This is a genomic window from Sunxiuqinia sp. sy24 (genome assembly GCF_052677165.1).
This window is the reverse complement of the sequence record NZ_JBQYLH010000002.1, coordinates 255,635-278,840: the sequence shown is the minus strand read 5'-3', so window position 1 is coordinate 278,840 and position 23,206 is coordinate 255,635. Positions and strand designations below refer to the sequence as shown.

The following is a 23,206-nucleotide window of genomic DNA, read 5'->3' as shown; positions in this document are numbered from 1 at the left end:
TCGAAAACAGAACATTCAAAACAGTGTATATAACATCAGTATTAGTTCTGGCTCAGATCATGATCATCATTTATGCCATCAATCGAAAAAAAACTCAAGAAGATTTCAGTCTTAGCAGCGAATTAAGGAACCTCCCTTTTTCTTTTCTTCCCTTGGTCATGCTTGGAACATTCGCCCTATTTTTCCTGCTTGACCCATTGGAGCAAATCCTGCCACTCCCCTTTCCCATTCAGGAATTCTTCATCAACTTGCTTGAACTGAAAGCCTACGCCTTCATTATTATTGTATTGCTTGCTCCGATTACAGAAGAAATTTTGTTTCGGGGCATCATATTAAAAAGCTTATTGAATAACTATTCGCCCTTAAAGTCCATTCTGCTTACCGCCTTTCTCTTTGGCGCAATTCATTTCAATATCAACCAACTCATTTCCGGATTGATTTCGGGCATTTTTCTCGGCTATCTGTATTGGCAAATTCAATCGCTTTCGCTGTGCATCCTGTCACATATGCTTTACAATGGAATTGCCTATGGAGCTTACTACCTGCTAGACAATGGATTCAATATCGAGTCAACAATTTCCAACACCAAAGTATACCTACTGCTCTATTTCATTGCTGCTCTGACCCTTGCGGGATGTCTGCTCATCATTCACAAGCGAAGTATACAGCTAAGCCCAATAGACTCTGAGCCTCAGATTTGGTAAAACCAAAGGCAAAATACAAACTGAAAGTTGTACTTTTGCCCCTGAACATTAAAATCAGAAATATGAAACAAGCAGAAATTCATACCAACAAAGGCGTCATGAAAGTCAACTTTTATGAAGAAGACGCGCCAGGGACAGTAGAAAACTTCGTAAAACTATCGAAAGAAGGCTTTTATGATGGGCTGACTTTTCATCGGGTAATTCCAAACTTTGTTATCCAGGGCGGCTGTCCGGACGGAACCGGCGCTGGCGGTCCTGGTTATTCAATTAAGTGTGAATTGGATGGAAACAATCAATACCACGACCGCGGTGTTTTATCGATGGCACACGCTGGAAGAAACACAGGTGGATCTCAGTTTTTCGTTTGCCATAGCAGAGAAAACACAGCTCACCTCGACCGTAACCATACCTGCTTCGGTAGAGTATACGAAGGCTTGGAAGTCATTGACGCCATCCGCCAAGGAGATACGATCGAAAAAATTGTGATTACAGAATCATAAGAAATCGAGGATTGGATGAGTTCACTTATCCAATCCTTTTACTTTAGAATAAACAAAAGCAGCATTCCCAATCGAAACAAGGATAGCTGACAGTAAAGGATTCTTTACCAAGCGCCTAATCAACTCATTGATTTCTCAAAAACTGACGGGCAGCCTCCAAATCTTCAGGCGTATCTATTCCAATACTTTCAAAAAGAGTTTGCCCCACTTTAATCCGCAAGCCATTTTCCAGCCAACGCAACTGCTCCAACGATTCAGCCAACTCCAAGCTGGAAGGCTCTAATTTAGTCAGCTGCTGCAATACGTCTTTCCGGTAAGCATACATGCCCAGGTGACTGTAAAACTGGTGATGGGCCAGCCAATCTTCCTTCTTAGCACCCCGAACATGAGGAATTGCTTCACGACTAAAAAATAACGCATTCTGATTGCAATCGACTACCACCTTCGGACGATTCGGATTAAAAAGAACCTCCGTCTGCTCAATCACTTTGACCAGCGTGGCAATGTCAGTATCCTGATCAGCAAAACATGCTTTCAAGGCTTCAATTTGTTCAACCCGAACAAAAGGCTCATCACCCTGCACATTAATAACAACATCAAAATCATGCTTCGCGGACAACAAACGCGCCGCTTCAGCACAGCGATCGGTACCACTTTGGTGATCTGCACGGGTCATGACAACCTGTCCTTTAAAATCAGCCACACACTGAGCAATACGCTCATCATCGGTGGCTACCCACACCTCATCCAACACCTGTCCGGCATTCTCACAAACATGCTGAATGATCGGTTTTCCTTCCAACAAGGCCAAGGGTTTCCCCGGGAATCGGGTCGACGCATAACGAGCAGGGATAACTCCAATAAACTTCATACTTTCAAAATTAAAGATTCACAAAGGTAGCACGAACAGCTAGTTGACTCGCAAAAAAACTAAAAATTGTTAATTTCGCCTATACTATTGACACATCATCATTCTTAACCAAGAAAAGCAAAGGCTTTAAAAGTTAAAATTGTAACTTTGTGCGTTGAAAAATCAGTTGCGTAACTATGGATGTTCAGGAAATAAAACAACGTTTTGGAATTATTGGAAATGCACTGGGACTCAACCGGGCCATTGAAGTTGCGGTACAGGTTGCCCCAACAGACTTGTCGGTTTTAATTACCGGCGAGAGTGGAACCGGTAAAGAAGCATTTCCTCAAATCATACATCAATTTTCTTCCCGCAAACACGGCAAATACATTGCCGTAAACTGTGGTGCAATTCCTGAAGGAACCATTGACTCCGAATTATTTGGACACGAAAAGGGAGCATTTACGGGTGCCTTGTCTGATCGGAAAGGTTACTTCGAAGAAGCGGATGGTGGAACCATCTTTCTGGATGAAATCGGAGAACTGCCCCTTTCGACCCAGGTAAGATTGCTACGCGTTTTGGAAGCTGGCGAATTCATGAAAGTTGGCTCATCAAAAGTACTGAAAACCAATGTTCGTGTCGTAGCAGCCACCAATGTGGACATCCCCACAGCCATTGAAGAGAGTAAGTTTCGCGAAGACTTGTACTACCGACTCAACACCGTACCGATCAGGGTATTGCCATTGCGCGATCGCAAAGAAGACATCTACCTGCTTTTCCGCAAATTCGCTCTTGATTTCGCTGAGCGTTACCGCATGCCTCCCATTCGACTGGACGAAGAAGCACAAAACGTATTGGTGAATTACAACTGGCCAGGTAATGTTCGTCAACTCAAAAACATTACCGAACAAATATCCATCATCGAACAAAACCGAATCATTGACGGCCATGCCATGCACGGATACATCCCCAGCGCCAAAAACAATTTACCGGCAATATACAAGGGAATTGATGAAAAAACATTTGCCAACGAACGTGAAATCCTTTACCAGGTCTTATTCGACATGAAAAAGGATATGAACGACTTAAAGAAGCTGGTTCACGACCTCATGGTTGATGGCGCCGACCGCCCCGATTTCCATTCCGAAAATGCACAAATCATCCGGAAAATTTATCAGGAAGATAGTGATCCGATGGTCTCGAAAACAGCTAGCCAGTCTTCTATTCATTACAATGATTCTATTAACCGGGATGACATTCAGGACACCGAAGAATTTGTAGAAGAGTCCCTTTCGCTGGAAGACAAAGAAATCGAGCTCATCAAAAAAGCTCTCGACAAACACAAAGGAAAAAGAAAATACGCCGCACAGGAGCTGGGGATTTCAGAGCGCACCCTGTATCGAAAAATTAAAGAATATGACATTAACTAATAGCATCAAAAGCCTCACTCTAATTATTTTACTCGTATTGGGAGTGAGTAGCCTGCTGCAAAGCTGCAAAGTTTCCTACTCCTTTACTGGGGCTTCTATTTCTCCGGAAGTAAAAACATTCTCGGTGTATTACTTCCCCAACCGGGCTCGCTTAATTAATCCCAACCTAAGTCAGCAAATGACCGAAGCGCTGCAGGACAAACTGCTTCGGCAAACATCGCTGAATCAGCAGGAAGAAAGCGGCGACCTCGAATTTGAAGGCCAGATTACCAACTACGAAACCCGCCCGATGAATATCTCACAAGGCGACTTGGCGTCACAAACCCGCTTAACTGTTTCCGTAAAAGTAAAATATACCAACAACGCCAATCATGACGAAGACTGGGAAAAGACCTTTTCAGCCTATGAAGATTTTGACAGCAACCAAATTCTAAGTAGCGTTGAAGATGAATTGGTAATCGCTATTTTGGACAAACTAACAGAAGATATTTTTAACGCATCGATTGCAAACTGGTAATGCAAAAAGAAGCTTTTTACAACTACCTAAAACACCCGGAACAGCTAAACCAGGAGAGTTTAGTTGAACTTAAAGAAGTAGTCAAAAGCTATCCGGCTTTTCAGACAGCCTGGATCCTATTGCTAAAAAATTTGAAACGCCTTGATCACCCGGACTTCGACAGCTACCTGAAGCAAGGAGCCATTCGCATTGCCGACCGGCGTATGCTGTACCATTTTCTGCATCAGGAAGATCCTGAATTGCTAGAGCAAGCAGCCACCCTCGATAAAGATGATCCGCTGGCCAAAGAATACATGGCTCCCGGAGCCTATCAATTAAGTAACCGAAAAGAAGAACGCGAAGAGTCGCTGGTCGACCTCATTCGCTCAATTCGAAAACAAGAAGTTAAAAAGGCCCTGGACGACGCGGACAATCCGGAAGAGCCACAGCAAGCCGAACTAGCTGACAACTCGCTGGTTACAGAAACGCTCGCCAAAATATATGCTCAACAAAAGCACTACAAGAAAGCAATTCTGGTATATGAAAAATTAAGTTTGAAATTTCCGGAAAAAAATACTTACTTTGCCGAGCAGATTAAGATTTTAAAAAAATTAACGAATTAAATAATAGCTAACCATGTATACGCTAATTACTGTTTTAATTTTCATCACTTGTGCTCTTTTGATTCTGATTGTATTGGTTCAAAACTCAAAAGGTGGTGGTTTAGCAAGCAACTTCCAGTCTTCAAATCAGATTATGGGCGTTCGCAAAACAACTGATTTCCTGGAAAAAGCAACCTGGTATTTAGCCGGAGCGCTGTTAGTCTTGTCTGTCATGGGAAGCGCATTCATCCCAAGATCAGCTGAAGAAGCTAACCAATCAGCAATTCAGGAGCAAATTGAAAATGCAGTTGATCCTAATGCCGTTCCTGATTTCCCAATGACAGCACCGGCAGAAGACAACGCAGAAGAAACACCTGCAGAATAAATTATTTTAACCTCATAGTTAGAAACCACTCCTTAAGCGAGTGGTTTTTTTATGCCCAAATGTCAGGTATCCAACCGCCCTGACAAAAGCAGCAAAATACTGACAATAAGCAATTAAACCCAGACAACCCGACATTCACTACGCTTTTGAATGAAAAAATGTCTCAATTCATTCGCCATTCGACGGTGGATTTGTTTTGGCACAAAATTCGATAGGTAAGGGTAACAATTTTAAAATATGTCTAACTAAAAATAATTTGAAAGATGGCAGAGTTAAAAGGTAAAATCCTTGCAGGTAAAATCCTGGTTCAACCGCAGGAAGCAGAAACAAAAACAGCTAGTGGAATTATTATTCCTGATTCAGCAAAAGAAAAGCCACAAGTTGGTCAAGTCGTTTTGGTTGGTGAAGCTAAAAAAGACGAGCCAATGGAATTAAAAGCTGGCGATACTGTTTTCTACGGAAAATACTCCGGAACGGAGTTGAACATCGACGGAAAAGATTACTTGTTGATGTCACAAACCGATGTTTTATACATTGTCTAATTTAAACTGAAAATCTTTAAAAAGAATACCAATGGCAAAAGAAATTAAATTCGATGTCGAAGCAAGAGAATTGCTAAAAAGAGGAGTTGACCAATTGGCTGACGCCGTAAAAGTAACCCTTGGACCTAAAGGCCGAAACGTGGTTATTGAGAAAAAATTTGGAGCTCCTCAAATTACCAAAGATGGCGTTACTGTTGCCAAAGAAATTGAACTACCAGACGCATATGCCAACATTGGCGCGCAAATGGTGAAAGAAGTAGCCAGCAAAACAGGTGATGACGCTGGTGACGGAACAACTACGGCAACTGTTTTGGCTCAATCAATCGTTAATGTAGGTGTGAAAAACGTGACTGCAGGTGCTAACCCAATGGACCTGAAACGTGGTATCGACAAAGCCGTCATTAAAGTTGTTGAAAGCATTCGCAATCAGGCTCAAAATATTGGCGACGACTACAACAAAATTAAGCAAGTCGCTAAAGTTTCTGCAAACGGAGACGAAGCAATCGGCTCATTGATTGCTGAAGCGATGGAAAAAGTACACAAAGAAGGCGTAATTACTGTTGAAGAAGCCAAAGGAACAGAAACTTATGTTGATGTTGTTGAAGGTATGCAATTCGATCGTGGTTACATCTCTCCTTACTTTGTTACTGATACTGAAAAAATGGAAGCCAGCCTTGAAAATCCTTTCATCCTGATCCACGACAAAAAGATCAGCACCATGAAAGACCTGCTTCCTGTACTGGAACAAACCGCTCAAACTGGCCGTCCATTGATGATCATTGCTGAAGATATTGACGGAGAAGCTCTAGCTACTTTGGTTGTTAACCGCCTGCGTGGTTCATTGAAAGTATGCGCTGTTAAAGCTCCTGGATTTGGTGATCGTCGTAAAGAAATGCTGGAAGACCTGGCCATCCTAACAGGTGGAACAGTGATTACTGAAGAAAAAGGCATGAAAATGGAAGACGCAACAATCGAAATGTTGGGTCAAGCTGAAAAAATTACTGTTGACAAAGAAAACACAACAGTTGTTGCTGGTGCTGGCGAAGATGAAGCAATCAAATCTCGCGTAAGCATGATCAAACGTCAGATTGAAGCTACAACTTCTGACTATGACCGTGAAAAACTGCAAGAACGTCTGGCTAAATTAGCCGGTGGTGTTGCTGTTCTATACGTTGGTGCCGCTTCTGAAGTGGAAATGAAAGAAAAGAAAGACCGTGTTGATGACGCCTTGAGTGCCACACGTGCTGCTGTTGAAGAAGGAATCGTTCCTGGAGGTGGTGTAACTTACATCCGCGCCATTGCTTCGTTAGAAGGATTGACAGGAGACAACGAAGACGAAACAACAGGTATCGAGATCGTGAAACGCGCCATCGAAGAGCCACTACGTCAGATTGTAGGCAACGCCGGCAAAGAAGGTGCTGTAATCGTACAAAAAGTACGTGAAGGCGAAGGTGACTTCGGATACAATGCTCGCATTGACGAATACCAAAACTTATACGAAACAGGAGTTATCGACCCTGCCAAAGTAACTCGTGTAGCCCTTGAAAATGCCGCTTCAATTGCTGGTATGTTCCTGACTACAGAGTGCGTGTTGGTAGACGAAAAAGAAGATGCTCCTGCAGCTCCTGCTATGCCTCCAATGGGCGGCGGCATGGGTGGCATGATGTAATCGAACACCATTCCGATTATTAGTAAATCTAAAATAAAAAAGGCAGCGCGTCATTCAATTGATGCGCTGTTTTTTTATGCCGCAAAGTCAGTGGCTGTATTTCATAATGGCTCACATCCAAATTCTTGGTCTATGCATAAATCTTGCACAACCGAAACTCTTAAGCTCACGCGATCTAACATCATGCTTCAAAAATAGCTGCAAAGAGCATCAGTAGTGTGCCACGACATAGGACAAATCGGGAGTCCCGGAGTCAAAAATCAGGGCAAGGAAATTTGGATTCTCTGATTTCCAGAGAAAGGGAGTCACGTATCCGGCAACGCGTGCTTATTTCTTATTTTCGGAAGTTAAAAGGCAGATTGTAGTAGATAGAATAGGAAAAGTCGAAGTTGAATTCCTTTTCAGCGGGGCCATAACCGGGATTAAAATACACATGCGGCATCTCAAAGTCCTTTTGACTCATTTTCAATTTACCACGAATACTCCACCCCATAAACAGATTCCGGAAAACCTCTCCTTTGATTCCCAACACAAACTCAGCCCACTGAGCTGTATAATTTTGTTTTCCCATACGACCAGTCACATCCCCCCAATAGTTTGTTATCAGGTACTCTTTCACTTGCTGGTTGGCAAAACTAAAACCATAACGAAGACCAACATAAACAATGTCCATATCTTTCGCATGCTCGGCAACCAACAGGTTATAATCAAAACCAAAGCGAGTATACGACCCGGCCGAGCTATAGTCCAGGTAATCGTGATCTATTTTCAGCTTCTCCCAACCGGTTTCAATAACCGGATACAGATTCGGAATCAACTCCATATCGAAACTCAACTCGGTACCGTATCGATCCCCCTTATTCCACAAGTGTTGCATAGGTCGCGAGAGATCCATACCAACCCGCAATCCATCCATATGGATGAACTTATCGGTCCGTTTAGGTTTCTTTTTAAGCTCAGGTTGCTGCCCCAGGCTAGTTATCGCCAGCAGGCAAAGAATAAATGTAAAGCTGAATATTTTCATGCCAGTTTTTTGTGACCGCGCTATCCGTAACTTCATAATCGTCAATCCGATTAAAACTGTGTTCGATATCTAAAATTTTTGATTCCTGGTAAAACCCCGTCTCTGCTGATTCAAAAATCAGTTCGTTGGAATGAATGATACTAAGCGTATCTGCTATAGAATCGAGTAAAACCACATAATTGGTGGTATCGCCACTGCTAAGAGGCAAGCGAAACACATCGGTTGTTACCTGATAAATCCAAATGCTGTCCTTCCCTACGCCATGCACCGACACTTTTGGCTGCCGGGTATTCAGGGTATCCACATTTTTAATCTTCACTTCAAGCAAGGCCTGCGGTGGAGATTCGAAAACATCCTGGCACGCCACAAACAGGACAAGCCAAATCAAGCTGTAAAGAATTTTTCTCATCTTTTCGAAAATCAAAAACGCTAATTTAAGGATATTACCCATGAATGGAAGTCAAACCGAAAGAACTTTTTAACAAATAAAACAAGAAAGCTTCCCAACGGAAAAGATTCTCCCGCTTTCCTTAGTCTTCCAATGGTTCCGGATGAATAGTGGTCACCAAGCCAAACTTTTCCATAATCCGGTTTTCAATCCGGGTACAAATAACATGCGCCTCATTTAAAGACATAGTGCCCGGAAGTTTAATATGACAACTCAGCTCATTGTGTTGCCCATATTGGTGCAAATGAAAATGATGTATAAATACTTCCCGCTCCAAAAGACCATCAATCTCGACTTTGATGAAGTGGATCAACTCCGGATCAATTCGCTCGCCCAGCAAACTCTTAATTTCTTTTGACAAAATCTCATAACTGGCATACGCAATCATAAAAGCGACGATCATTGCTAACAAAGAATCAATCCACCAGTAATATTTCCCCACTAGGATTCCCACTAAAATAACAATCGACGACAGCGAGTCGGTGCGGTGATGCCAGGCGTCAGCCTTTAAAATGGAAGAGCCCGTTTTGCGATAGCCCCAAAAAGCATACTGAGCCAAAGCTTCCTTTCCCAAAATCGATAGGATGGTTACGACAATGGCAATGGTGCCAAAACGGCCTCCCTCCCCACTATTGAATTTTTCAATGGCACTTAAAACGAAATCAAAAGCGACCAGGGCCAGCAGCACTCCGATAATAATGGCGGCAATATGTTCGGCTCGCCCATGTCCAAACGGATGTTCTTCATCGGCCGGTTTACTGGACAGCTTGCCTCCAATCAAAACAATGACCGACGACACGGAGTCGGTCAAGGTATGCCAGGCATCGGCGATTAGAGCAATGGACCCGGAAACAATACCGGCCCAATACTTAATCCCAAACAGCAGCAGGTTGGTCATAATTGAGATCCAACCTTCCTGTACAATATATTTATGATTGTTATTTTTCATCAACTTATCCGAACAAAACTAGCTAATTATGCTTGAAAAAGACAAATGAAATCCTTGATTTTTGAAGATGAACCTTTATAGTGTGCTCGTCACAAAGAAAAACGCTGAGGCAATTCTTCTCGCCAGCTTGCTTAATACCATGGCCGACTCCTTAATATACGAGACAGCAGTTGAAGTTCACTTTTATTCATGAAAAGAACCACGACAAAATCAATATATCATTCAACAATACACCATTCATTCTTGTTGAATATTCAAATAATAGTAAAAAATCAAACTTGGAACTCTCACAATTACAGGGATTATTGTAACTTTTAATCACAATTAAATTAAACCCACATTGTCTCCTGTTCTTTATAAATAATCTACAAACCAAATACAACAATAACTTATGAAAACAATAATACTATGTGGGGGAATGGGCACCCGCTTACGAGAAGAAACGGAATACAAACCCAAACCAATGGTTGAAGTTGGCGAACACCCCATCCTTTGGCACATTATGAAACACTACGCCCACTATGGACACAACGAATTTATTCTAGCCCTGGGCTACAAAGGCGACGTGATTCGCGACTACTTCCTTAATTTTTATAACTACAACCGGAACTTCTCGGTAGACCTCTCCAATGGAGATATTGAAATACATGGCAAAGACCATGATGTAGACTGGAAAGTAACGTTGGTAGAAACAGGGGACAATTCCATGACAGGTTTTCGAACCAAGCTGGCCGGCAAATTTGTTGATGACGACTACTTTATGCTGACTTACGGTGATGCGGTGGCCGATATAAACATCGAAGAGCTAATTGCCTTTGCCAAAAAGAACGACTCCATTGGCACGGTGACCGGCGTTTTCCCGCCTTCGAAATTTGGCGACATGGTAACCAACGGCGCACAGGTAGAAAAATTTAAACAGAAACAAAAAGATACCTGCCACAAAGAACCAATCAACGGAGGATACTTTGTATTCAAAAAAGAATTTCTTGACTACATCCCCAACGATCCGGGGGCCGACCTCGAGATGGAGGCTTTTGATGCACTCACTCGCGAAAACCAATTGTCGGTTTACCGGCACAAAGGCTTTTGGCAGTGTATGGATACCTTTCGCGACAACCAAGAGCTCAACAAACTATGGAAGCAAGATCCGACTTGGAAAATATGGGACTAATAGCACTTCACCGCATAATGTAAAACTAAAAACCGTTGCAACATGAAAATCACAGAAAGAAAACTCAAAGGTGTATACGAAATTCAACTGCAACCACATATGGATCCGCGTGGCTTTTTTATGCGGATATTCGATGAAAAAATCCTGAAAGAAGCCGGACTAGAGCGGCACTGGGTGCAGGAAAACCACTCCCGATCGGAAAGAGCCAGGATCATCCGGGGACTGCATATCCAGATGCCCCCCTTTACCGAAACCAAAATGCTGCGATGCATACGCGGCTCCATTGTCGATTATTGTGTCGATCTGCGCAAAGGATCGCCTACTTACGGGCAGTGGGACTCCATTGAGTTGAGCGAGGAAAACAAGAAGATGATCTTTATCCCACGTGGCTTTGCCCACGCCTTTTGCACCCTTTCCGAAATCAGCGAAGTAACCTATAAGGTTGATAATGCCTATGCGCCCGAATCGGAGCGCGCCATCATCTGGAACGACCCCACACTCAACATCCAATGGCCGGCAAAAAACCCACAACTGTCAGACAAAGACCTGCGCAACATGACCTTCAAGGAATTTGATGAACTAACCGGCGGCGGTGTCGTACTCTAAAGAAATTCTCCAACAACCGACGAAAAGTATTTAATTTTCATGAGGAATATCAACAAGGATGAAAGTGACCTAAAAGGAAAGAATGCTAATTTGAGTTGTTTTTTTGAGACGCGGATGGGCCTATTTTTATCAAGGCCGAAATCAACCTAAGAGCTAGTGCAAACGAGAAGTTCCGACGAAGGAGGAAATCGCTCGTTGAACTTAGCTTTAAGAAAGATGGAGGATGAAGATAAAAATCAGCCTTGAAAAGCACGTTTGAGTGAAGGCAGCATCCAAGCTTGTTTGGAGCTGCTGAACGTAGTGCTTTCTGAAATTTCCTGTTTCCTCTTTGTTTCAAGACAAAGAGGAAAATCCATCTGATAAGACTTCATGGATAACTCAAGCAATTATCGAAAAACCTTATAGGGCCCAAGAAAAAAATGACTTTCAGAAAAAAGGGATGAATCGCATCGATTCATCCCTTTTTCGGCTTCGGCTACTGCCCGCACTACCCAATTCCAAACAGGTTTTTGATACCCATCAGCACCATGTTGATACCAATGGCACCAATAAAGAAACCATTCAGACGGAGCAAGACTTCCATGTTTTTATCAAAGGCTGTTTTAAACTTCTTCTTCTCAATCGAATCCCGAAAAGTCTTCAGCAAAAAAATGACCAGAAAGTTGATCAGGAAGATACCGGCCAGCGAAACGCCCCCAATCAGGTACGACTGGTCGTGAGCTAACAAAATACTCAGGGAAATAGAACCGGCGCCCACCATAAAAGGCAAAGCAATTTCAGAAGCCAGATCATCGAGGTTCTCCTTAATCATAATCAATGCCTTCTGCCCCTTTACAATGTAAAAGTAAGCGTAAGAGAAGATGATGACCCCACCAAAAATCCGGAAAGACTCAAAGTCGATCTGGAAAATTTTGCGAAAAAACAGATCGCCTGACAAAAAGAAAATCAGACAAACGGAGAATGAAATTAAGGTGGCTTTAAAAATTACCATCATGAAATCGCGATGCGACAAATCTTTCCGAATCGGTTCGAGGTAAAGAAACAAGGCGAACGGATTTAACATGACCAGGAATTCAACGATGGATGACAACATAACTTGATACTACTTTTTATCGGTTTTTAATTTCGTGTCCGGCTATCGGCCGACAACATTCTATGTTGCGAATAACAGAACATTTTTCTAAACGATCAAATAAAATTACGCCTTGTTGAGCAGCCTAAAAAACACGACCGTTTTCACGATCACGCCTCCCGGCCGGCAAACATTTCGGCTTAGTCAACCGTTTTAGTTAGAGCATGAAAAAGAAAAACTTTAAATGGGGTATCTTCCTGATGATTTTTAGCGGGGTATTTTTTGCCCTCACCCTGCTCATTCCCTTTTTGGAGCTCGAAACCAAACAAAAAGTCGTATGGTCGTCGGCCAGTTTCATTGCAATGGAAGTAGTTTTTTGGCTGGGCGGCCTACTGGTAGGCAAAGAACTTTTCACCAAATACAAAGCCCGGCTGAACCCCGGCAACTGGTTTCAAAAAAAAACGTCCGAAGAAGAGTGAGCTCCCCCTCTTCGGAAAACCTTGCATTTACGCCTCAACCAGCTCAACTTCCACTTCAATTCCGCCTACCCATCGGGCAACCAGGTTGTAAATGGCACAGCCCAAGGCGGTCATCAGGAAAATGAGAATACCATAAACAAAGGGCAAAAAAATCAGCATCGCCCCGCTAAACGGGAAGGCATTACCAAACAAGCCACCGGCAACACTGCCAATCAGCCCCAGTGGAATCATAAAAATAGCAATAACCAGAACATACATCAAGGCAACCACTTTCGCTGTTTGCCAAACATTAAATCGCTTAATACGCTTCATAAACTACGTTTAAAATTAGTTAGTCAGTTGGTTTATGGATTTGAAATCCTTTGGTTTCTGCCAATTAAGAAATAGAGCATTGCCCCAATGGGGAGAAGAAAAATCACAACAATTACCCAGATCAGTTTATCATTTCCTTTAAAATTGCTTTTTAAAATATCCACAAGAGCAATCAGTGCAAAAACCAATAGAAATAAAACAAAAAAGAGTACGATTATTATCTCTCCACCACTAATAAATCCAAGAGCTGTCATAAATATTTAAAGTCTAAAGTTAGTCTACTGGGTTTCGTTTTTTTATTCCCCCTGCTACCGCGCAATTGCGTCTTATTTTATCTCCATGCTGGATGCTTCTCAAATTCATTCTCCAAAGCTGTTCTTATTATTAATCCATCTGCGCTGAGAGCATCCAAGCATAAAGGACTCTTTTCCAGCTTATCATTTGTTAGATTATAAAAACGGCCATCAGGGTATAGTTTATATTCCAATGATCGTACAAATTGATTTCTGTATTGATTGACATTTTTACCCCAGCGAGGATCGTAATGAACAAAGGCAGTCTTTCTTGGCTGATGCTCACCGCCAATTAGTAAGGGATAAAAACTTTTTCCATCGGACTTAATGTCAGTTTCTGTTAAATCAGCGAATGTTGGGAAAAAGTCGCTGAACTCGATCAAATCATTGTATACAAATTGTGCTTTAATTCGGGCAGGCCAATATACAATTAAAGGCACATGTGTTCCTGCGTCCGTCGTTTTTCCTTTTCCCCCGACAATGAGTTCCTCCGCTACACGCGATTGAATTGAACGGTGAGTGCCATTATCGCCTGTAAAAATTAGTATGGTGTTTTCATCCAGATTTAATTCTTCGAGCTTACGAATAATCTTCCCTACAATTTTATCCGTGTAAGCAACCATATCTTTAAAATAGGACGTATCCTTTTTAGACCTGATTTCTTCCTTATCCCAATCCGGAGAATCTGGTGTTGGAACAAATGGATCGTGAACCAAAACCATGGGATAATAAACAAAGAAGGGTTTATCTTTTTTTCGCTCAATAAAATCCAAAATATAGTCTGCAAAAATATCCGGGCCATAGGCTTCAACATTTCGATCCAGGATTTCTCCGTTCTGTTCAATTAGAGGATTTGCATACCTACCGCCTTCTCGCCCCTCTTTTGTAAGCTGCCATAAGCAATATTCGTCAAACCCGAATTTATGGGGTCTGGTGTTGTCTTGCCAATCCGGAATAAGGTCTTTATAGGCCAATCCATTCAGTTGCCATTTACCGGCAATACAGGTTTCGTATCCTGCATCTTGCATCAGATTTCCAAAAGTATATTCAGAAAGATTTAAATGTCCAAAAAAATCGTAGTTCCTGTAGTTGTATTTACCGGTCATGATTTTCACCCTGGAAGGAGTACACAAAGGCTGAGATACACAGTTTGAAAAAAGGATTCCCTGCGATGCCATTTTATCAATGTTAGGCGTATGATAGGAGGTGGAGCCATAAGCACCAACACATTCATATCCCATATCATCAACCATGATCAGGATCACATTCGATTGATTCCGTTCGGCATGGATTGAACACGAAAAGACAACTAAGGCAAATAACAGTATTGATTTTCTGCTTATCGTTCTCATTGGGTTTTATTCTTTTGCAATTAACATTGGCGGCTGGCTATTTCAATAGTCCGTTTTTTCGGCTGTCATTTTTCTTCTAAAATAGTTCGTTACTTTCTCCCGATGTCCATCATTGTATTTTGTTGCGTTCGGTTGATTTATAATAGGTGCATATTCATCAAGGTAATTTTCACCCAACAAACGATCTGTTTCCTGCCAACTGACGATCGCTTGTACATGTGATTCTATTTCATCCTGATAATTGGAGTCTCGGTATAAATTAGTCATCTCCAGCGGATCGCTTTGAAGATCGAAAAAAAGTGATTCCCCATTTCTTTTTCGAATAAGCTTGAATCTTTCTGAGCGGGCCATCGCCTGATCGCCAAGCCAGGCATGTCCGAAAATGTATTCTCGACGAATTGAATCGTTGTTTAAACGATAGCCTGACATTGATTCCGGTGGTTCTAATCCAGCCATGCGCAATACGGTGGGAGCTAAATCAATCGTAGATACGAGTTTTCTATTTTCGGTTCCGCCATATTGGCTCTCAGGATATTTAACAATTAATGGCACTTTCATTATCGACTCGTATAAATTCCCCCCTTTCAACAGTTGATGATGATAACCTAAATGCTCGCCGTGGTCGCTTGTATAAATAATTAAGGTGTTGTCGTATATCCCTTTATCTTTCAAAATGGCTATCATCCGTCCAACTTCATAATCTATTTGAGTAATGCTGCCGTAGTAGTAGGCCATACTCTTTCGCAAGATCGATTCATCTAATTCTGCATTTGAAAAATATCCGGGATGCTGACGGATATCATCACTAATAGGCTTTTCTGTCCAACCAGGCAAGAGTTCCAATTGATCAGGGTCGTACATTTCCGCCCATTTCGTTGGAGGATCGAACGGATGATGAGGCTTAATAAAACCCACCATCAACATATTTCCCGATTGATCCCATTCGTTAAGCGCTTCAAGGGCGTGATCAGCAATCCAGTTCGTAGAATAAAATTCATCAGGCAAGTTCGTTGTAATTGTACCATAGGACTTCCAATATTCCTCTGATGCATTTTTTCGGTACTCCTGGCGTTGATCCGCCAAATCGATTACATCTACCAAATCATTTTTCATCAAGTCCCGATGATAATCATCATCCCACCTTCCGGGACCATCTTGTTCTGACAAAATCATTTCTTCAAAACCAACATCAAGATAAGTTGGGGCAAAGTGCATTTTCCCAATCGCTTTGGTCTTGTATCCTGCGCTTTGCAATACTTCAGGAAACGTCTCAATCGAAGGATTCAAGGTACTGTGATTTGTCCATCCTTTGTGTTCATGCACATACATGCCTGAGAGTAATGAATAGCGCGAAGGCGTACAAACCGGTAAAGTACAATATGAGTTATGATATATCACCCCTTCTGCCGCGAGCTTATCAATAGCCGGAGTCTTTACATCCTTATTGTTATACGCACCAATACAATCCATCCGGTGCTGATCGGCATGAATAATTAAAATGTTCGGTTGATTTTGTTTTGGCTCCATGTGGCAGCCTGCTATTGCAAAAACCGAAACTAAAAGTCCCCCCTTTTTTATAAATTGATATCTCATAACTTACGAGTTCTCCTAATAAATTGCTTTATGAACTTGCCACGCAAAGAGCTTACAGTAACACCTTTTTCCATGGCGTTTATTTTTCGTCAGGTACTTTTATTTCGAATAAGCATGCACTAATTTGGCAATTATTCAATTCTTTTTGATACCCCGCTGCTTCATCTTTTGATTCATCATTCTCTGATGTAATCAGAATAGCCCTTTTAATATTAATTGGGCCTGGCGGTTGACTGTCTAAAAAGCCTCATCTGATAGAAACAAATGAACCGAATCAAGTTTTTTAAGCTACCTGTTGAAAATAGTGATAAAAATTCGTTCTGATGTCAAAATGAGCTAGAATGTTTGACTTTAAACTACATAAGACCCTCAAAAACAAGAACAAGCGCCCCACCTTGCAGATTCTGTCAGCTCATATGCGGTGCCTTTATAGGCTGGCATTTATTCATTTGCGTTCATTTTTTCAAAATCCGATTCGCAGCTTTAAAGCCAAGACCAATGAAGATGATTATGACTCCAAAGGCCAGGTAGTCCCATTCTCCTCTGAGATTCATATTCACCATACCGCCTGAGCGATGAGGAAGCTTGGAAAAAAAATACTGCATAATATTGGCAATAATGAATCCATAACCTGCGAAAAAGAATAGTTTATGCAAGATGGTAAGTAAATCGGAAATGTCTTCTTTTTTGCTGCTCACCTCTTGGTTAATGAACTTGTCGCGCAAAAAATTGATAACCATAACTAAAAGGTAAACCGCGATAATCATAAAAACCAGTTTCATAAAAACGGAGCTAAAACCGGCTAAAGCTTCAGGGCTCAGCTTAAAAGATTGTTGTTGATTCATTTGATAAGTTTTAAAAATTAGTTAGTGAATTCGTATCAGTTTTTTTACCGATCGGTTGACTTCGAATCAGCCGATCAGTTGCCGAAACCCTATGCGATATGGACTTTATTAGCACAGGCTTTTATTCCGGTTCTTGTTCGTTATTTTCCAGTTTCTTAATAATTCGCTTTAAACGCTTGATTTCAAAACTCTGTATTAACAGGCCGGAGATGAATCCGGTCCATAGGATGAGGTTTCCATAGGGATAGTGTTGCAATTTGAAAAATGCACCGATCAGTACTAAAGCAACTGAAGTATTTAACAGCATGCCCATTAAGCTGTCAGTTTGTTCTCTGGTCATGAGAATCGATTTTTATCGTTATCGTTTAGGTTCTTAAAGGCTTTCCTGTTATTTGGATTAAAGCGAATATATCCACAGTCTTGTGGGTATATTCGCTTTAGCTGGATGTGTTTTTGCTGGTTAAAATGCCTGTTGGGTGTGGTTGGTGTTCGTAGAGGGGTTTTTCTCATTAGTTTTTGTTTATCGATTTACAGGAAAGTTAATTAGCTTGAATGAAAATAGTTGTTTATTGTTTCGAAAGGCAAGTTAGCAAAACAAAATGATAAACTGCATTATGTTTTTTATGCTGTAGAGCCGTTATGGTTAACTTCAGAAGTAGCCTTTTGCGCTGCTCCGAATGCTCCAATTAGCTACTGGAGTTCATTTTTAAACCCTTCACCATCATTTTCGCACCTCATTCACTGGCGAGGATTTGTATCCGTATCATTGCAAAAAGCAAGGCTGTTTTAAAATAAAAACATTCAGCATTCCGTCTTTATCTGCCTCTCTAATTGAACTATTGCAAACTTAATTTTCTGCCTTGAAAACCCAGCTGGCCTCAACCAAGCTGCACTCAAACTTGTCAATCCCTCAATCGCTCCGTACCAAGTCCACTAATTCCACGTTTTTTCTACATTATTTCAACGTATCTTCTGTGTTTGTCAATACAGAAGATACACAGAATATACCCAGAAGCAACGCAGAAGATCCGGAGTTGGCCCGAAGATGATTCTGTCCGGAAAAATGCAATAGAAGATGCAAACAGATGAACGCACGAACCGATTCCCAACAACAGACAAAGTCTAACTCCCCAACTTCAACGCCAGGTGAAAAGGACGGCCTACGAGGGTTTTGAAACAGAAAACAAGGAAAGGAATCCGCGCCGGAACTAGCTAAGAAAACCTTGTTTGACGACCAACGGGAGGAGTTGGTTTTCGGGGAGTGACTGATCCGCCGTTTTCTCTCAAAAGTATCGTCCGCCTTGATCTTTTCGTTCTTTTGGATCAAGCCAAAAGGACAGATCAACGAAGGTACGAACGCATGAGGGTACGAGGTCACGAACGTACGAATCGATGACCAGCAAGACTTGCTTCCACCAACTTCACCGGCAGGTGAAAAGCGCGGCCTACGAGGGTTGTGAAACAGAAAACAAGGGAAGGAATCAGCGCGGGCACTCGCTAAGAAAACCCTGTTTGACGACCAGCGGGAGGAGTTGGGTTTCGAGGAGCGACTGATCCGTCGTTTTCGTTCAAAAGCATCGTCCGCCTTGATTTTTTCGTTCTTTTGGATCAAACCAAAAGGACAAGGTTGCTTGAAGGAAAAGAGCAGAGCGCATGGGGCAAAGAGCAAGGAAGAAACGGCCAGGTGAATCATTTAGTAAACAGCGATTGGGGAACCGATTTTGTTTTAATCAAACTCTCCCCGGAGTCGTTTTGAAATAAGCTGTGCAGACTTAATCTGGCAGTTACAGAGATTCTATTTCCAACTTCACTGTAAGAAATGAAAATCGCCGTTGACATAAAAGCCTAACCAACAAAACCACCTCGTCACCGGTAAACCGGTGCCACTGCTCCTTGAAAAAAAGAAGGAGAAAAGAGCGTATCCGTAAACGGTAGCCCACAACCTGACAGCGTCCGAAGGTCATGTCAGCGTTTAATGGCCAAGCACCGGGTCAAAGCTATTTGGACAACCCATAACCGAAGGTACGAACGCACGAAACCGACAACTTCTGATTAGCAACAGATCCTGAAACAAGTTCAGGAAGACGCTTAACCCGACGAACTTATGAACTCACGAAAGCATGAACTGCTGTCAACTGAAAACTAACAACTGACAACTTACAACTCTCAACTGTCATCTGGCAACACTCAAAGCTCTCCTGTTTTCCCCTTCGCACTCTTCCTTCTTTTTGCTATCTTTGCGCCTCAAATCGAATGAGGTACACGAGTTAATATCTCCGGATGCAAGCCGGCAATAACCACCAACTCTTCGATGAATAAACGAAAACAGGTCTTCGACCTAAAAATGCTTTTAATCAATCAATACGATGGAATACAAATTCTGGGACATTGAGCCGAAATGGCAAGCCTACTGGGAGGAAAACAAAACCTTCAAAACCGAAAATGATTTTTCGAAGCCAAAATATTACATTCTCGACATGTTTCCTTACCCATCGGGTTCGGGATTACATGTAGGGCATCCGGAAGGATACACGGCCACCGACATCATCAGCCGCTACAAACGGATGAAAGGGTTCAACGTGCTACACCCCATGGGTTGGGACGCCTTTGGTTTGCCCGCTGAGCAGTATGCCATTCAAACCGGAACCCATCCGGCGGTTACCACCAACAAAAACTGCGACAACTTCCGCCGGCAGATTAAAACCCTGGGGTTAAGTTATGACTGGGACCGGGAAATCAACACCACTGATCCGAAGTATTTTAAATGGACGCAGTGGATTTTCACCAAGCTGTACAACACTTGGTTTGATTACGAGCAAGGCAAAGGTCGCCCTGTCAGCGAGCTTCCTATTCCTGAGGAAGTGAAAGCCGAAGGCGATGCCGCTGTAAAAGAATATATCAGCAAAAAACGCCTGGCCTATTACGACAATGCGCAGGTATGGTGGTGCGAAAACTGTAAAACAGTTTGTGCCAACGAGGAAGTGCTGACCGATGGAGCGCATGAGAAATGTGGTCATCAGGTGATTCGCAAGAACTTGAAACAATGGTTGCTTCGTATTCCACACTATGCCCAACGCCTGCTGGAAGGACTGGACGAGCTGGACTGGCCCGAAGGAGTGAAAGACATGCAGAAAAACTGGATCGGCAAATCGATCGGTGCTGAAGTGGACTTCACCGTAGAAGGCATGACCGATAAACTGCGTGTGTACACCACCCGCCCCGACACCTTGTTTGGCGCTACCTATATGGTGGTTTCGCCCGAGCATCCCATGCTGGACGCCTTGTTGGCAGAAGACAAAAAAGAAGAAGTAAAGAAATATTCACAAGCTGCTTCGCTGAAGTCCGATTTAGACCGCACCGAGCTGGCCAAAGAAAAGACCGGTGTATTTACTGGTCGCTATGCTATCAACCCGGTGAATGGATCAAAAATCCAAATCTGGGTGGCCGACTATGTATTGATGGGCTACGGAACCGGTGCCATTATGGCTGTTCCGGCGCACGATACCCGCGACTTTGAGTTCGCTGAAAAATTCAATATCCCCATCGTTTGCATCCTCGATCCGAAAGATGCTGAACCCGAATTACGCGAACAGGTACTGGCCGGCAAAGCTTGCTGGACTGAAGATGGCGCTTACATCAATTCGGCCAGCGAACTGACTGGCATCGACATTAACGGGCTGAACAAGCAAGATGGAATTGCCCAGGTTACGGCCTGGCTGGAAGAAAAAGGAATTGGTGAGGCAACCACCAACTTCAAGTTGCGCGACTGGCTGTTTAGCCGCCAGCGCTATTGGGGCGAGCCCTTCCCGGTTATTCACTGGGAAGATGGCGAAGTAACCGTTGTAGAAGATGATTTGCCGGTGACCTTGCCCGAAATGGAAAAATTTGAGCCCGGCGAAGGAGGCGAATCGCCACTAGGCAATGCCACCGACTGGCTGAACGTAGTGGATGAGAATGGCCGCAAGGGGCGTCGCGAAACGAACACCATGCCGCAATGGGCCGGTTCGTGCTGGTACTTCCTGCGTTACATCGACCCCAACAACGATGAGCAAATTTTTGACCCGAAACTGGAAAACTACTGGATGCCGGTTGACCTATACATTGGTGGTGCCGAACATGCGGTGCTGCACTTGCTGTACTCGCGCTTCTGGCACAAAGTATTGTTCGACCTGGGTGTGGTTTCGACCGAGGAACCCTTCAAAAAATTGTACAACCAGGGAATGATTCTGGCATTTGCCTATGAAACGCAAACGGGAGCCAAAGTGGTTTCGGATCTGGTAGAAGAAAAAGACGGTAAATATTTCCACACGCAAACCGGTGAAGAGCTGCGCCAGATTGTAGCCAAAATGTCGAAGTCGTTGAAAAACGTGATCAACCCCGACGATGTGGTTGCGAAATACGGTGCCGATGCCCTACGTTTGTACGAAATGTTTATGGGGCCGCTGGACGACACCAAGCCGTGGGCTGAAAATGGAGTGAAAGGGGTCTTTGGATTCCTGAGCCGCGCCCACCGTTTCTTTGCCAACCCCGACAACATTGTGGAAGGTGAAGAAGATAAAGACGTACTAAAACTGTTGCAGCAAACCATTATTAAAGTAGGCGACGATATTGAAAACCTGAAATTCAACACGGGTATTTCGGCCCTGATGGTATTCAACAACCTGGCCATCAAAAAAGGGAAAGTCACCAAAGCGACAGCTGAAACATTTGCTCGCATTTTGGCGCCTTACGCACCGCACCTGGCCGAGGAACTGTGGAGCCAATATGGCAACAAACAATCGTTGACTTACGAGCCCTGGCCCTTAGCCGACCAAAGCCTGCTGGTGGAAGACACCCATGAATACCCGGTTTCATTCAACGGTAAGATGCGTTTCAAATTGGAGCTGCCACTGGATATTTCGCGCGAAGAAGTGGAAAAAACAATTAGCACCCACGAGCTGTCACAACGATGGTTGGACGGTAAAACACCCAAAAAAGTGATTTATGTTCCGAAGAAAATTATTAACGTGGTCATCTAAGTAAGAAGACCTGCCAACTTATAAAGGATGAATTCTGCGAGTAGAATTCATCCTTTTTTTTGCGAATTACTTTTGGCGTTCCCATAAATTAGATCGCAAAACCAAAACAATTGGGCACAGCGAATGTTACAATCTAGTCCACGCAATAAAATACTGTCTTACACTATCTTACAGCAACAAAAGTAGCACAACACACTTAAGTCAGAATTTATGAAATCAGCCATTTTGATTCTTAGTTTTCTTTTCTTGTTCTTACATCAGGGAGCCGCTCAATCATCCAATGGCCTTTTAATCAATAATTTCAAAAATCAACAATCCCGAGTAATTCAGGAAGGCTCCAAAATCACCATCAAAAAGGATGGTCAAACCTATAAAGGAAAGTTTCAAATTGTCTCACAAGAAGCGCTTGCCATCGGGTCCGACACCATCAATTTAAGCCAGATCGATGAGTTATTCGCAAAGACATCCTCCAGCAATTTAGGAGGTAGTGCTCTCTCAATTTTGGGTATTTGGGCTGGCGCAGGAGGTCTTGCCGGCACAGTTGCCGTCGCAGCCGAGGGTAGCTTTGCCCTTGTTCTCATTCCATTCACCGCCAGCATTGCTGCCTTGGGAACCTTCGGAGCCATAAAAGGAATTCAACTTCTTTCAAGAGGAAAAAAATACAAATCCTTTAAATGGGAATATACCATGATAATACCAACAAGTCCTGCTGTTGTCCTGCCAGAATAGCCACAAGCGACCAAGAAAGAACACTGAGCTACCAGCCTATTCTCCAAATCTCCAGCAATTGTAATTTACCAATGGCCATTTCATCCCCAAAATCGCCACCTTAAGCCCACCCGCTCCCCGTGTCGGCATGCATTCAT

The 23,206-nt window shown here is 42.9% G+C and carries 24 protein-coding genes; 13 read left to right on the top strand and 11 right to left on the bottom strand.

Annotated elements, in window-relative coordinates; translation table 11 throughout:
* Positions 1–23: 23 nt before the first annotated feature.
* Positions 24–704 (top strand): lysostaphin resistance A-like protein, encoded by a 681-nt coding sequence (locus ACUNWA_RS03375; protein WP_445590471.1) that lies wholly within the window; start codon positions 24–26, stop codon positions 702–704.
* A gap of 62 nt (positions 705–766) precedes the next feature.
* Positions 767–1,204, top strand: coding sequence for a peptidylprolyl isomerase (locus ACUNWA_RS03370; protein ID WP_445590470.1), 438 nt, complete (start codon positions 767–769; stop codon positions 1,202–1,204).
* Between the two features lie 124 nt (positions 1,205–1,328).
* On the opposite strand, the gene kdsB is transcribed toward ACUNWA_RS03370, so the two are convergent.
* Positions 1,329–2,075 carry a 3-deoxy-manno-octulosonate cytidylyltransferase gene (gene kdsB, locus ACUNWA_RS03365; RefSeq protein ID WP_445590469.1) on the bottom strand — a complete coding sequence of 249 codons (747 nt, stop codon included), beginning with the start codon at positions 2,073–2,075 and terminating at the stop codon, positions 1,329–1,331.
* A gap of 176 nt (positions 2,076–2,251) precedes the next feature.
* On the opposite strand from kdsB, the gene ACUNWA_RS03360 reads away from it, so the two are divergent.
* From ACUNWA_RS03360 to groL, 6 genes are all read left to right on the top strand, one after another.
* The gene (locus ACUNWA_RS03360; RefSeq protein WP_445590468.1) at positions 2,252–3,484 is read left to right on the top strand and encodes a sigma-54 interaction domain-containing protein; all 1,233 of its coding nucleotides are present in this window, start codon (positions 2,252–2,254) and stop codon (positions 3,482–3,484) included.
* Positions 3,471–4,001, top strand: a complete 531-nt coding sequence (locus tag ACUNWA_RS03355) for an LptE family protein (RefSeq protein WP_445590467.1) — start codon at positions 3,471–3,473, stop codon at positions 3,999–4,001. The genes ACUNWA_RS03360 and ACUNWA_RS03355 overlap by 14 nt, the downstream gene beginning before the upstream one ends.
* Entirely contained in the window at positions 4,001–4,603 is a 603-nt protein-coding gene (locus ACUNWA_RS03350) for a hypothetical protein (RefSeq protein WP_445590466.1), read from the top strand. The genes ACUNWA_RS03355 and ACUNWA_RS03350 overlap by 1 nt, the downstream gene beginning before the upstream one ends.
* A gap of 13 nt (positions 4,604–4,616) precedes the next feature.
* Positions 4,617–4,967, top strand: coding sequence for a preprotein translocase subunit SecG (gene secG, locus ACUNWA_RS03345; protein WP_445590465.1), 351 nt, complete (start codon positions 4,617–4,619; stop codon positions 4,965–4,967).
* Positions 4,968–5,230: 263 nt separating this feature from the next.
* Complete coding sequence (locus tag ACUNWA_RS03340) at positions 5,231–5,509, top strand: co-chaperone GroES (RefSeq protein WP_445590464.1); 279 nt, start codon at positions 5,231–5,233, stop codon at positions 5,507–5,509.
* 31 nt (positions 5,510–5,540) lie between these two features.
* Positions 5,541–7,178, top strand: a complete 1,638-nt coding sequence (gene groL, locus ACUNWA_RS03335) for a chaperonin GroEL (RefSeq protein ID WP_445590463.1) — start codon at positions 5,541–5,543, stop codon at positions 7,176–7,178.
* Between the two features lie 334 nt (positions 7,179–7,512).
* Here groL and ACUNWA_RS03330 read toward each other — a convergent pair whose 3' ends face one another.
* From ACUNWA_RS03330 to ACUNWA_RS03320, 3 genes are all read right to left on the bottom strand, one after another.
* Positions 7,513–8,202: a DUF6048 family protein gene (locus tag ACUNWA_RS03330; RefSeq protein ID WP_445590462.1), complete on the bottom strand. Its 690-nt coding sequence runs from the start codon at positions 8,200–8,202 to the stop codon at positions 7,513–7,515.
* The gene (locus tag ACUNWA_RS03325) at positions 8,153–8,611 is read right to left on the bottom strand and encodes a DUF6452 family protein (RefSeq protein ID WP_445590461.1); all 459 of its coding nucleotides are present in this window, start codon (positions 8,609–8,611) and stop codon (positions 8,153–8,155) included. The genes ACUNWA_RS03330 and ACUNWA_RS03325 overlap by 50 nt, the downstream gene beginning before the upstream one ends.
* A 121-nt stretch (positions 8,612–8,732) precedes the next feature.
* Positions 8,733–9,599: a cation diffusion facilitator family transporter gene (locus tag ACUNWA_RS03320; RefSeq protein WP_445590460.1), complete on the bottom strand. Its 867-nt coding sequence runs from the start codon at positions 9,597–9,599 to the stop codon at positions 8,733–8,735.
* A gap of 391 nt (positions 9,600–9,990) precedes the next feature.
* Here ACUNWA_RS03320 and ACUNWA_RS03315 point away from each other — a divergent pair, with 391 nt between their 5' ends.
* Together ACUNWA_RS03315 and rfbC are read left to right on the top strand one after the other, a co-directional pair.
* Positions 9,991–10,770 carry a sugar phosphate nucleotidyltransferase gene (locus tag ACUNWA_RS03315; protein WP_445590459.1) on the top strand — a complete coding sequence of 260 codons (780 nt, stop codon included), beginning with the start codon at positions 9,991–9,993 and terminating at the stop codon, positions 10,768–10,770.
* 42 nt (positions 10,771–10,812) lie between these two features.
* A complete protein-coding gene (gene rfbC / locus ACUNWA_RS03310; protein ID WP_445590458.1) occupies positions 10,813–11,376 on the top strand; it encodes a dTDP-4-dehydrorhamnose 3,5-epimerase in 564 nt (187 codons plus the stop codon).
* 487 nt (positions 11,377–11,863) lie between these two features.
* Here rfbC and ACUNWA_RS03305 read toward each other — a convergent pair whose 3' ends face one another.
* Positions 11,864–12,469 carry a MarC family protein gene (locus ACUNWA_RS03305; protein ID WP_445590457.1) on the bottom strand — a complete coding sequence of 202 codons (606 nt, stop codon included), beginning with the start codon at positions 12,467–12,469 and terminating at the stop codon, positions 11,864–11,866.
* A gap of 203 nt (positions 12,470–12,672) precedes the next feature.
* On the opposite strand from ACUNWA_RS03305, the gene ACUNWA_RS03300 reads away from it, so the two are divergent.
* A complete protein-coding gene (locus tag ACUNWA_RS03300) occupies positions 12,673–12,927 on the top strand; it encodes a transporter suffix domain-containing protein (protein WP_445590456.1) in 255 nt (84 codons plus the stop codon).
* Between the two features lie 27 nt (positions 12,928–12,954).
* Here ACUNWA_RS03300 and ACUNWA_RS03295 read toward each other — a convergent pair whose 3' ends face one another.
* From ACUNWA_RS03295 to ACUNWA_RS03270, 6 genes are all read right to left on the bottom strand, one after another.
* Positions 12,955–13,239 (bottom strand): hypothetical protein, encoded by a 285-nt coding sequence (locus ACUNWA_RS03295; RefSeq protein ID WP_445590455.1) that lies wholly within the window; start codon positions 13,237–13,239, stop codon positions 12,955–12,957.
* A 32-nt stretch (positions 13,240–13,271) separates the two neighbouring features.
* A complete protein-coding gene (locus ACUNWA_RS03290) occupies positions 13,272–13,493 on the bottom strand; it encodes a PLD nuclease N-terminal domain-containing protein (RefSeq protein ID WP_445590454.1) in 222 nt (73 codons plus the stop codon).
* A gap of 77 nt (positions 13,494–13,570) precedes the next feature.
* On the bottom strand, positions 13,571–14,884 hold the full coding sequence (locus tag ACUNWA_RS03285; RefSeq protein WP_445590453.1) for a sulfatase-like hydrolase/transferase: 1,314 nt from the start codon (positions 14,882–14,884) through the stop codon (positions 13,571–13,573).
* 42 nt (positions 14,885–14,926) lie between these two features.
* Positions 14,927–16,411, bottom strand: a complete 1,485-nt coding sequence (locus ACUNWA_RS03280; protein WP_445590452.1) for a sulfatase family protein — start codon at positions 16,409–16,411, stop codon at positions 14,927–14,929.
* 521 nt (positions 16,412–16,932) lie between these two features.
* The gene (locus tag ACUNWA_RS03275) at positions 16,933–17,322 is read right to left on the bottom strand and encodes a hypothetical protein (protein ID WP_445590451.1); all 390 of its coding nucleotides are present in this window, start codon (positions 17,320–17,322) and stop codon (positions 16,933–16,935) included.
* Positions 17,323–17,443: 121 nt separating this feature from the next.
* Positions 17,444–17,662, bottom strand: a complete 219-nt coding sequence (locus ACUNWA_RS03270; protein WP_445590450.1) for a GldL-related protein — start codon at positions 17,660–17,662, stop codon at positions 17,444–17,446.
* A 2,026-nt stretch (positions 17,663–19,688) separates the two neighbouring features.
* Between ACUNWA_RS03270 and leuS the strand changes: the two genes are divergently transcribed.
* Together leuS and ACUNWA_RS03260 are read left to right on the top strand one after the other, a co-directional pair.
* Positions 19,689–22,340 (top strand): leucine--tRNA ligase, encoded by a 2,652-nt coding sequence (gene leuS / locus ACUNWA_RS03265; protein WP_445590449.1) that lies wholly within the window; start codon positions 19,689–19,691, stop codon positions 22,338–22,340.
* A 210-nt stretch (positions 22,341–22,550) separates the two neighbouring features.
* Positions 22,551–23,069, top strand: coding sequence for a hypothetical protein (locus ACUNWA_RS03260; protein WP_445590448.1), 519 nt, complete (start codon positions 22,551–22,553; stop codon positions 23,067–23,069).
* The last annotated feature ends 137 nt before the right edge of the window (positions 23,070–23,206 follow it).

Bases quoted from the DNA above. Each gene is read 5' to 3' on its own strand.
- ACUNWA_RS03370 (WP_445590470.1), top strand. From the start codon at position 767: ATGAAACAAGCAGAAATTCATACCAACAAAGGCGTCATGAAAGTCAAC.
- kdsB (WP_445590469.1), bottom strand. From the start codon at position 2,075: ATGAAGTTTATTGGAGTTATCCCTGCTCGTTATGCGTCGACCCGATTC.
- ACUNWA_RS03360 (WP_445590468.1), top strand. From the start codon at position 2,252: ATGGATGTTCAGGAAATAAAACAACGTTTTGGAATTATTGGAAATGCA.
- ACUNWA_RS03355 (WP_445590467.1), top strand. From the start codon at position 3,471: ATGACATTAACTAATAGCATCAAAAGCCTCACTCTAATTATTTTACTC.
- ACUNWA_RS03350 (WP_445590466.1), top strand. From the start codon at position 4,001: ATGCAAAAAGAAGCTTTTTACAACTACCTAAAACACCCGGAACAGCTA.
- secG (WP_445590465.1), top strand. From the start codon at position 4,617: ATGTATACGCTAATTACTGTTTTAATTTTCATCACTTGTGCTCTTTTG.
- ACUNWA_RS03340 (WP_445590464.1), top strand. From the start codon at position 5,231: ATGGCAGAGTTAAAAGGTAAAATCCTTGCAGGTAAAATCCTGGTTCAA.
- groL (WP_445590463.1), top strand. From the start codon at position 5,541: ATGGCAAAAGAAATTAAATTCGATGTCGAAGCAAGAGAATTGCTAAAA.
- ACUNWA_RS03330 (WP_445590462.1), bottom strand. From the start codon at position 8,202: ATGAAAATATTCAGCTTTACATTTATTCTTTGCCTGCTGGCGATAACT.
- ACUNWA_RS03325 (WP_445590461.1), bottom strand. From the start codon at position 8,611: ATGAGAAAAATTCTTTACAGCTTGATTTGGCTTGTCCTGTTTGTGGCG.
- ACUNWA_RS03320 (WP_445590460.1), bottom strand. From the start codon at position 9,599: ATGAAAAATAACAATCATAAATATATTGTACAGGAAGGTTGGATCTCA.
- ACUNWA_RS03315 (WP_445590459.1), top strand. From the start codon at position 9,991: ATGAAAACAATAATACTATGTGGGGGAATGGGCACCCGCTTACGAGAA.
- rfbC (WP_445590458.1), top strand. From the start codon at position 10,813: ATGAAAATCACAGAAAGAAAACTCAAAGGTGTATACGAAATTCAACTG.
- ACUNWA_RS03305 (WP_445590457.1), bottom strand. From the start codon at position 12,469: ATGTTGTCATCCATCGTTGAATTCCTGGTCATGTTAAATCCGTTCGCC.
- ACUNWA_RS03300 (WP_445590456.1), top strand. From the start codon at position 12,673: ATGAAAAAGAAAAACTTTAAATGGGGTATCTTCCTGATGATTTTTAGC.
- ACUNWA_RS03295 (WP_445590455.1), bottom strand. From the start codon at position 13,239: ATGAAGCGTATTAAGCGATTTAATGTTTGGCAAACAGCGAAAGTGGTT.
- ACUNWA_RS03290 (WP_445590454.1), bottom strand. From the start codon at position 13,493: ATGACAGCTCTTGGATTTATTAGTGGTGGAGAGATAATAATCGTACTC.
- ACUNWA_RS03285 (WP_445590453.1), bottom strand. From the start codon at position 14,884: ATGAGAACGATAAGCAGAAAATCAATACTGTTATTTGCCTTAGTTGTC.
- ACUNWA_RS03280 (WP_445590452.1), bottom strand. From the start codon at position 16,411: ATGGAGCCAAAACAAAATCAACCGAACATTTTAATTATTCATGCCGAT.
- ACUNWA_RS03275 (WP_445590451.1), bottom strand. From the start codon at position 17,322: ATGAATCAACAACAATCTTTTAAGCTGAGCCCTGAAGCTTTAGCCGGT.
- ACUNWA_RS03270 (WP_445590450.1), bottom strand. From the start codon at position 17,662: ATGACCAGAGAACAAACTGACAGCTTAATGGGCATGCTGTTAAATACT.
- leuS (WP_445590449.1), top strand. From the start codon at position 19,689: ATGGAATACAAATTCTGGGACATTGAGCCGAAATGGCAAGCCTACTGG.
- ACUNWA_RS03260 (WP_445590448.1), top strand. From the start codon at position 22,551: ATGAAATCAGCCATTTTGATTCTTAGTTTTCTTTTCTTGTTCTTACAT.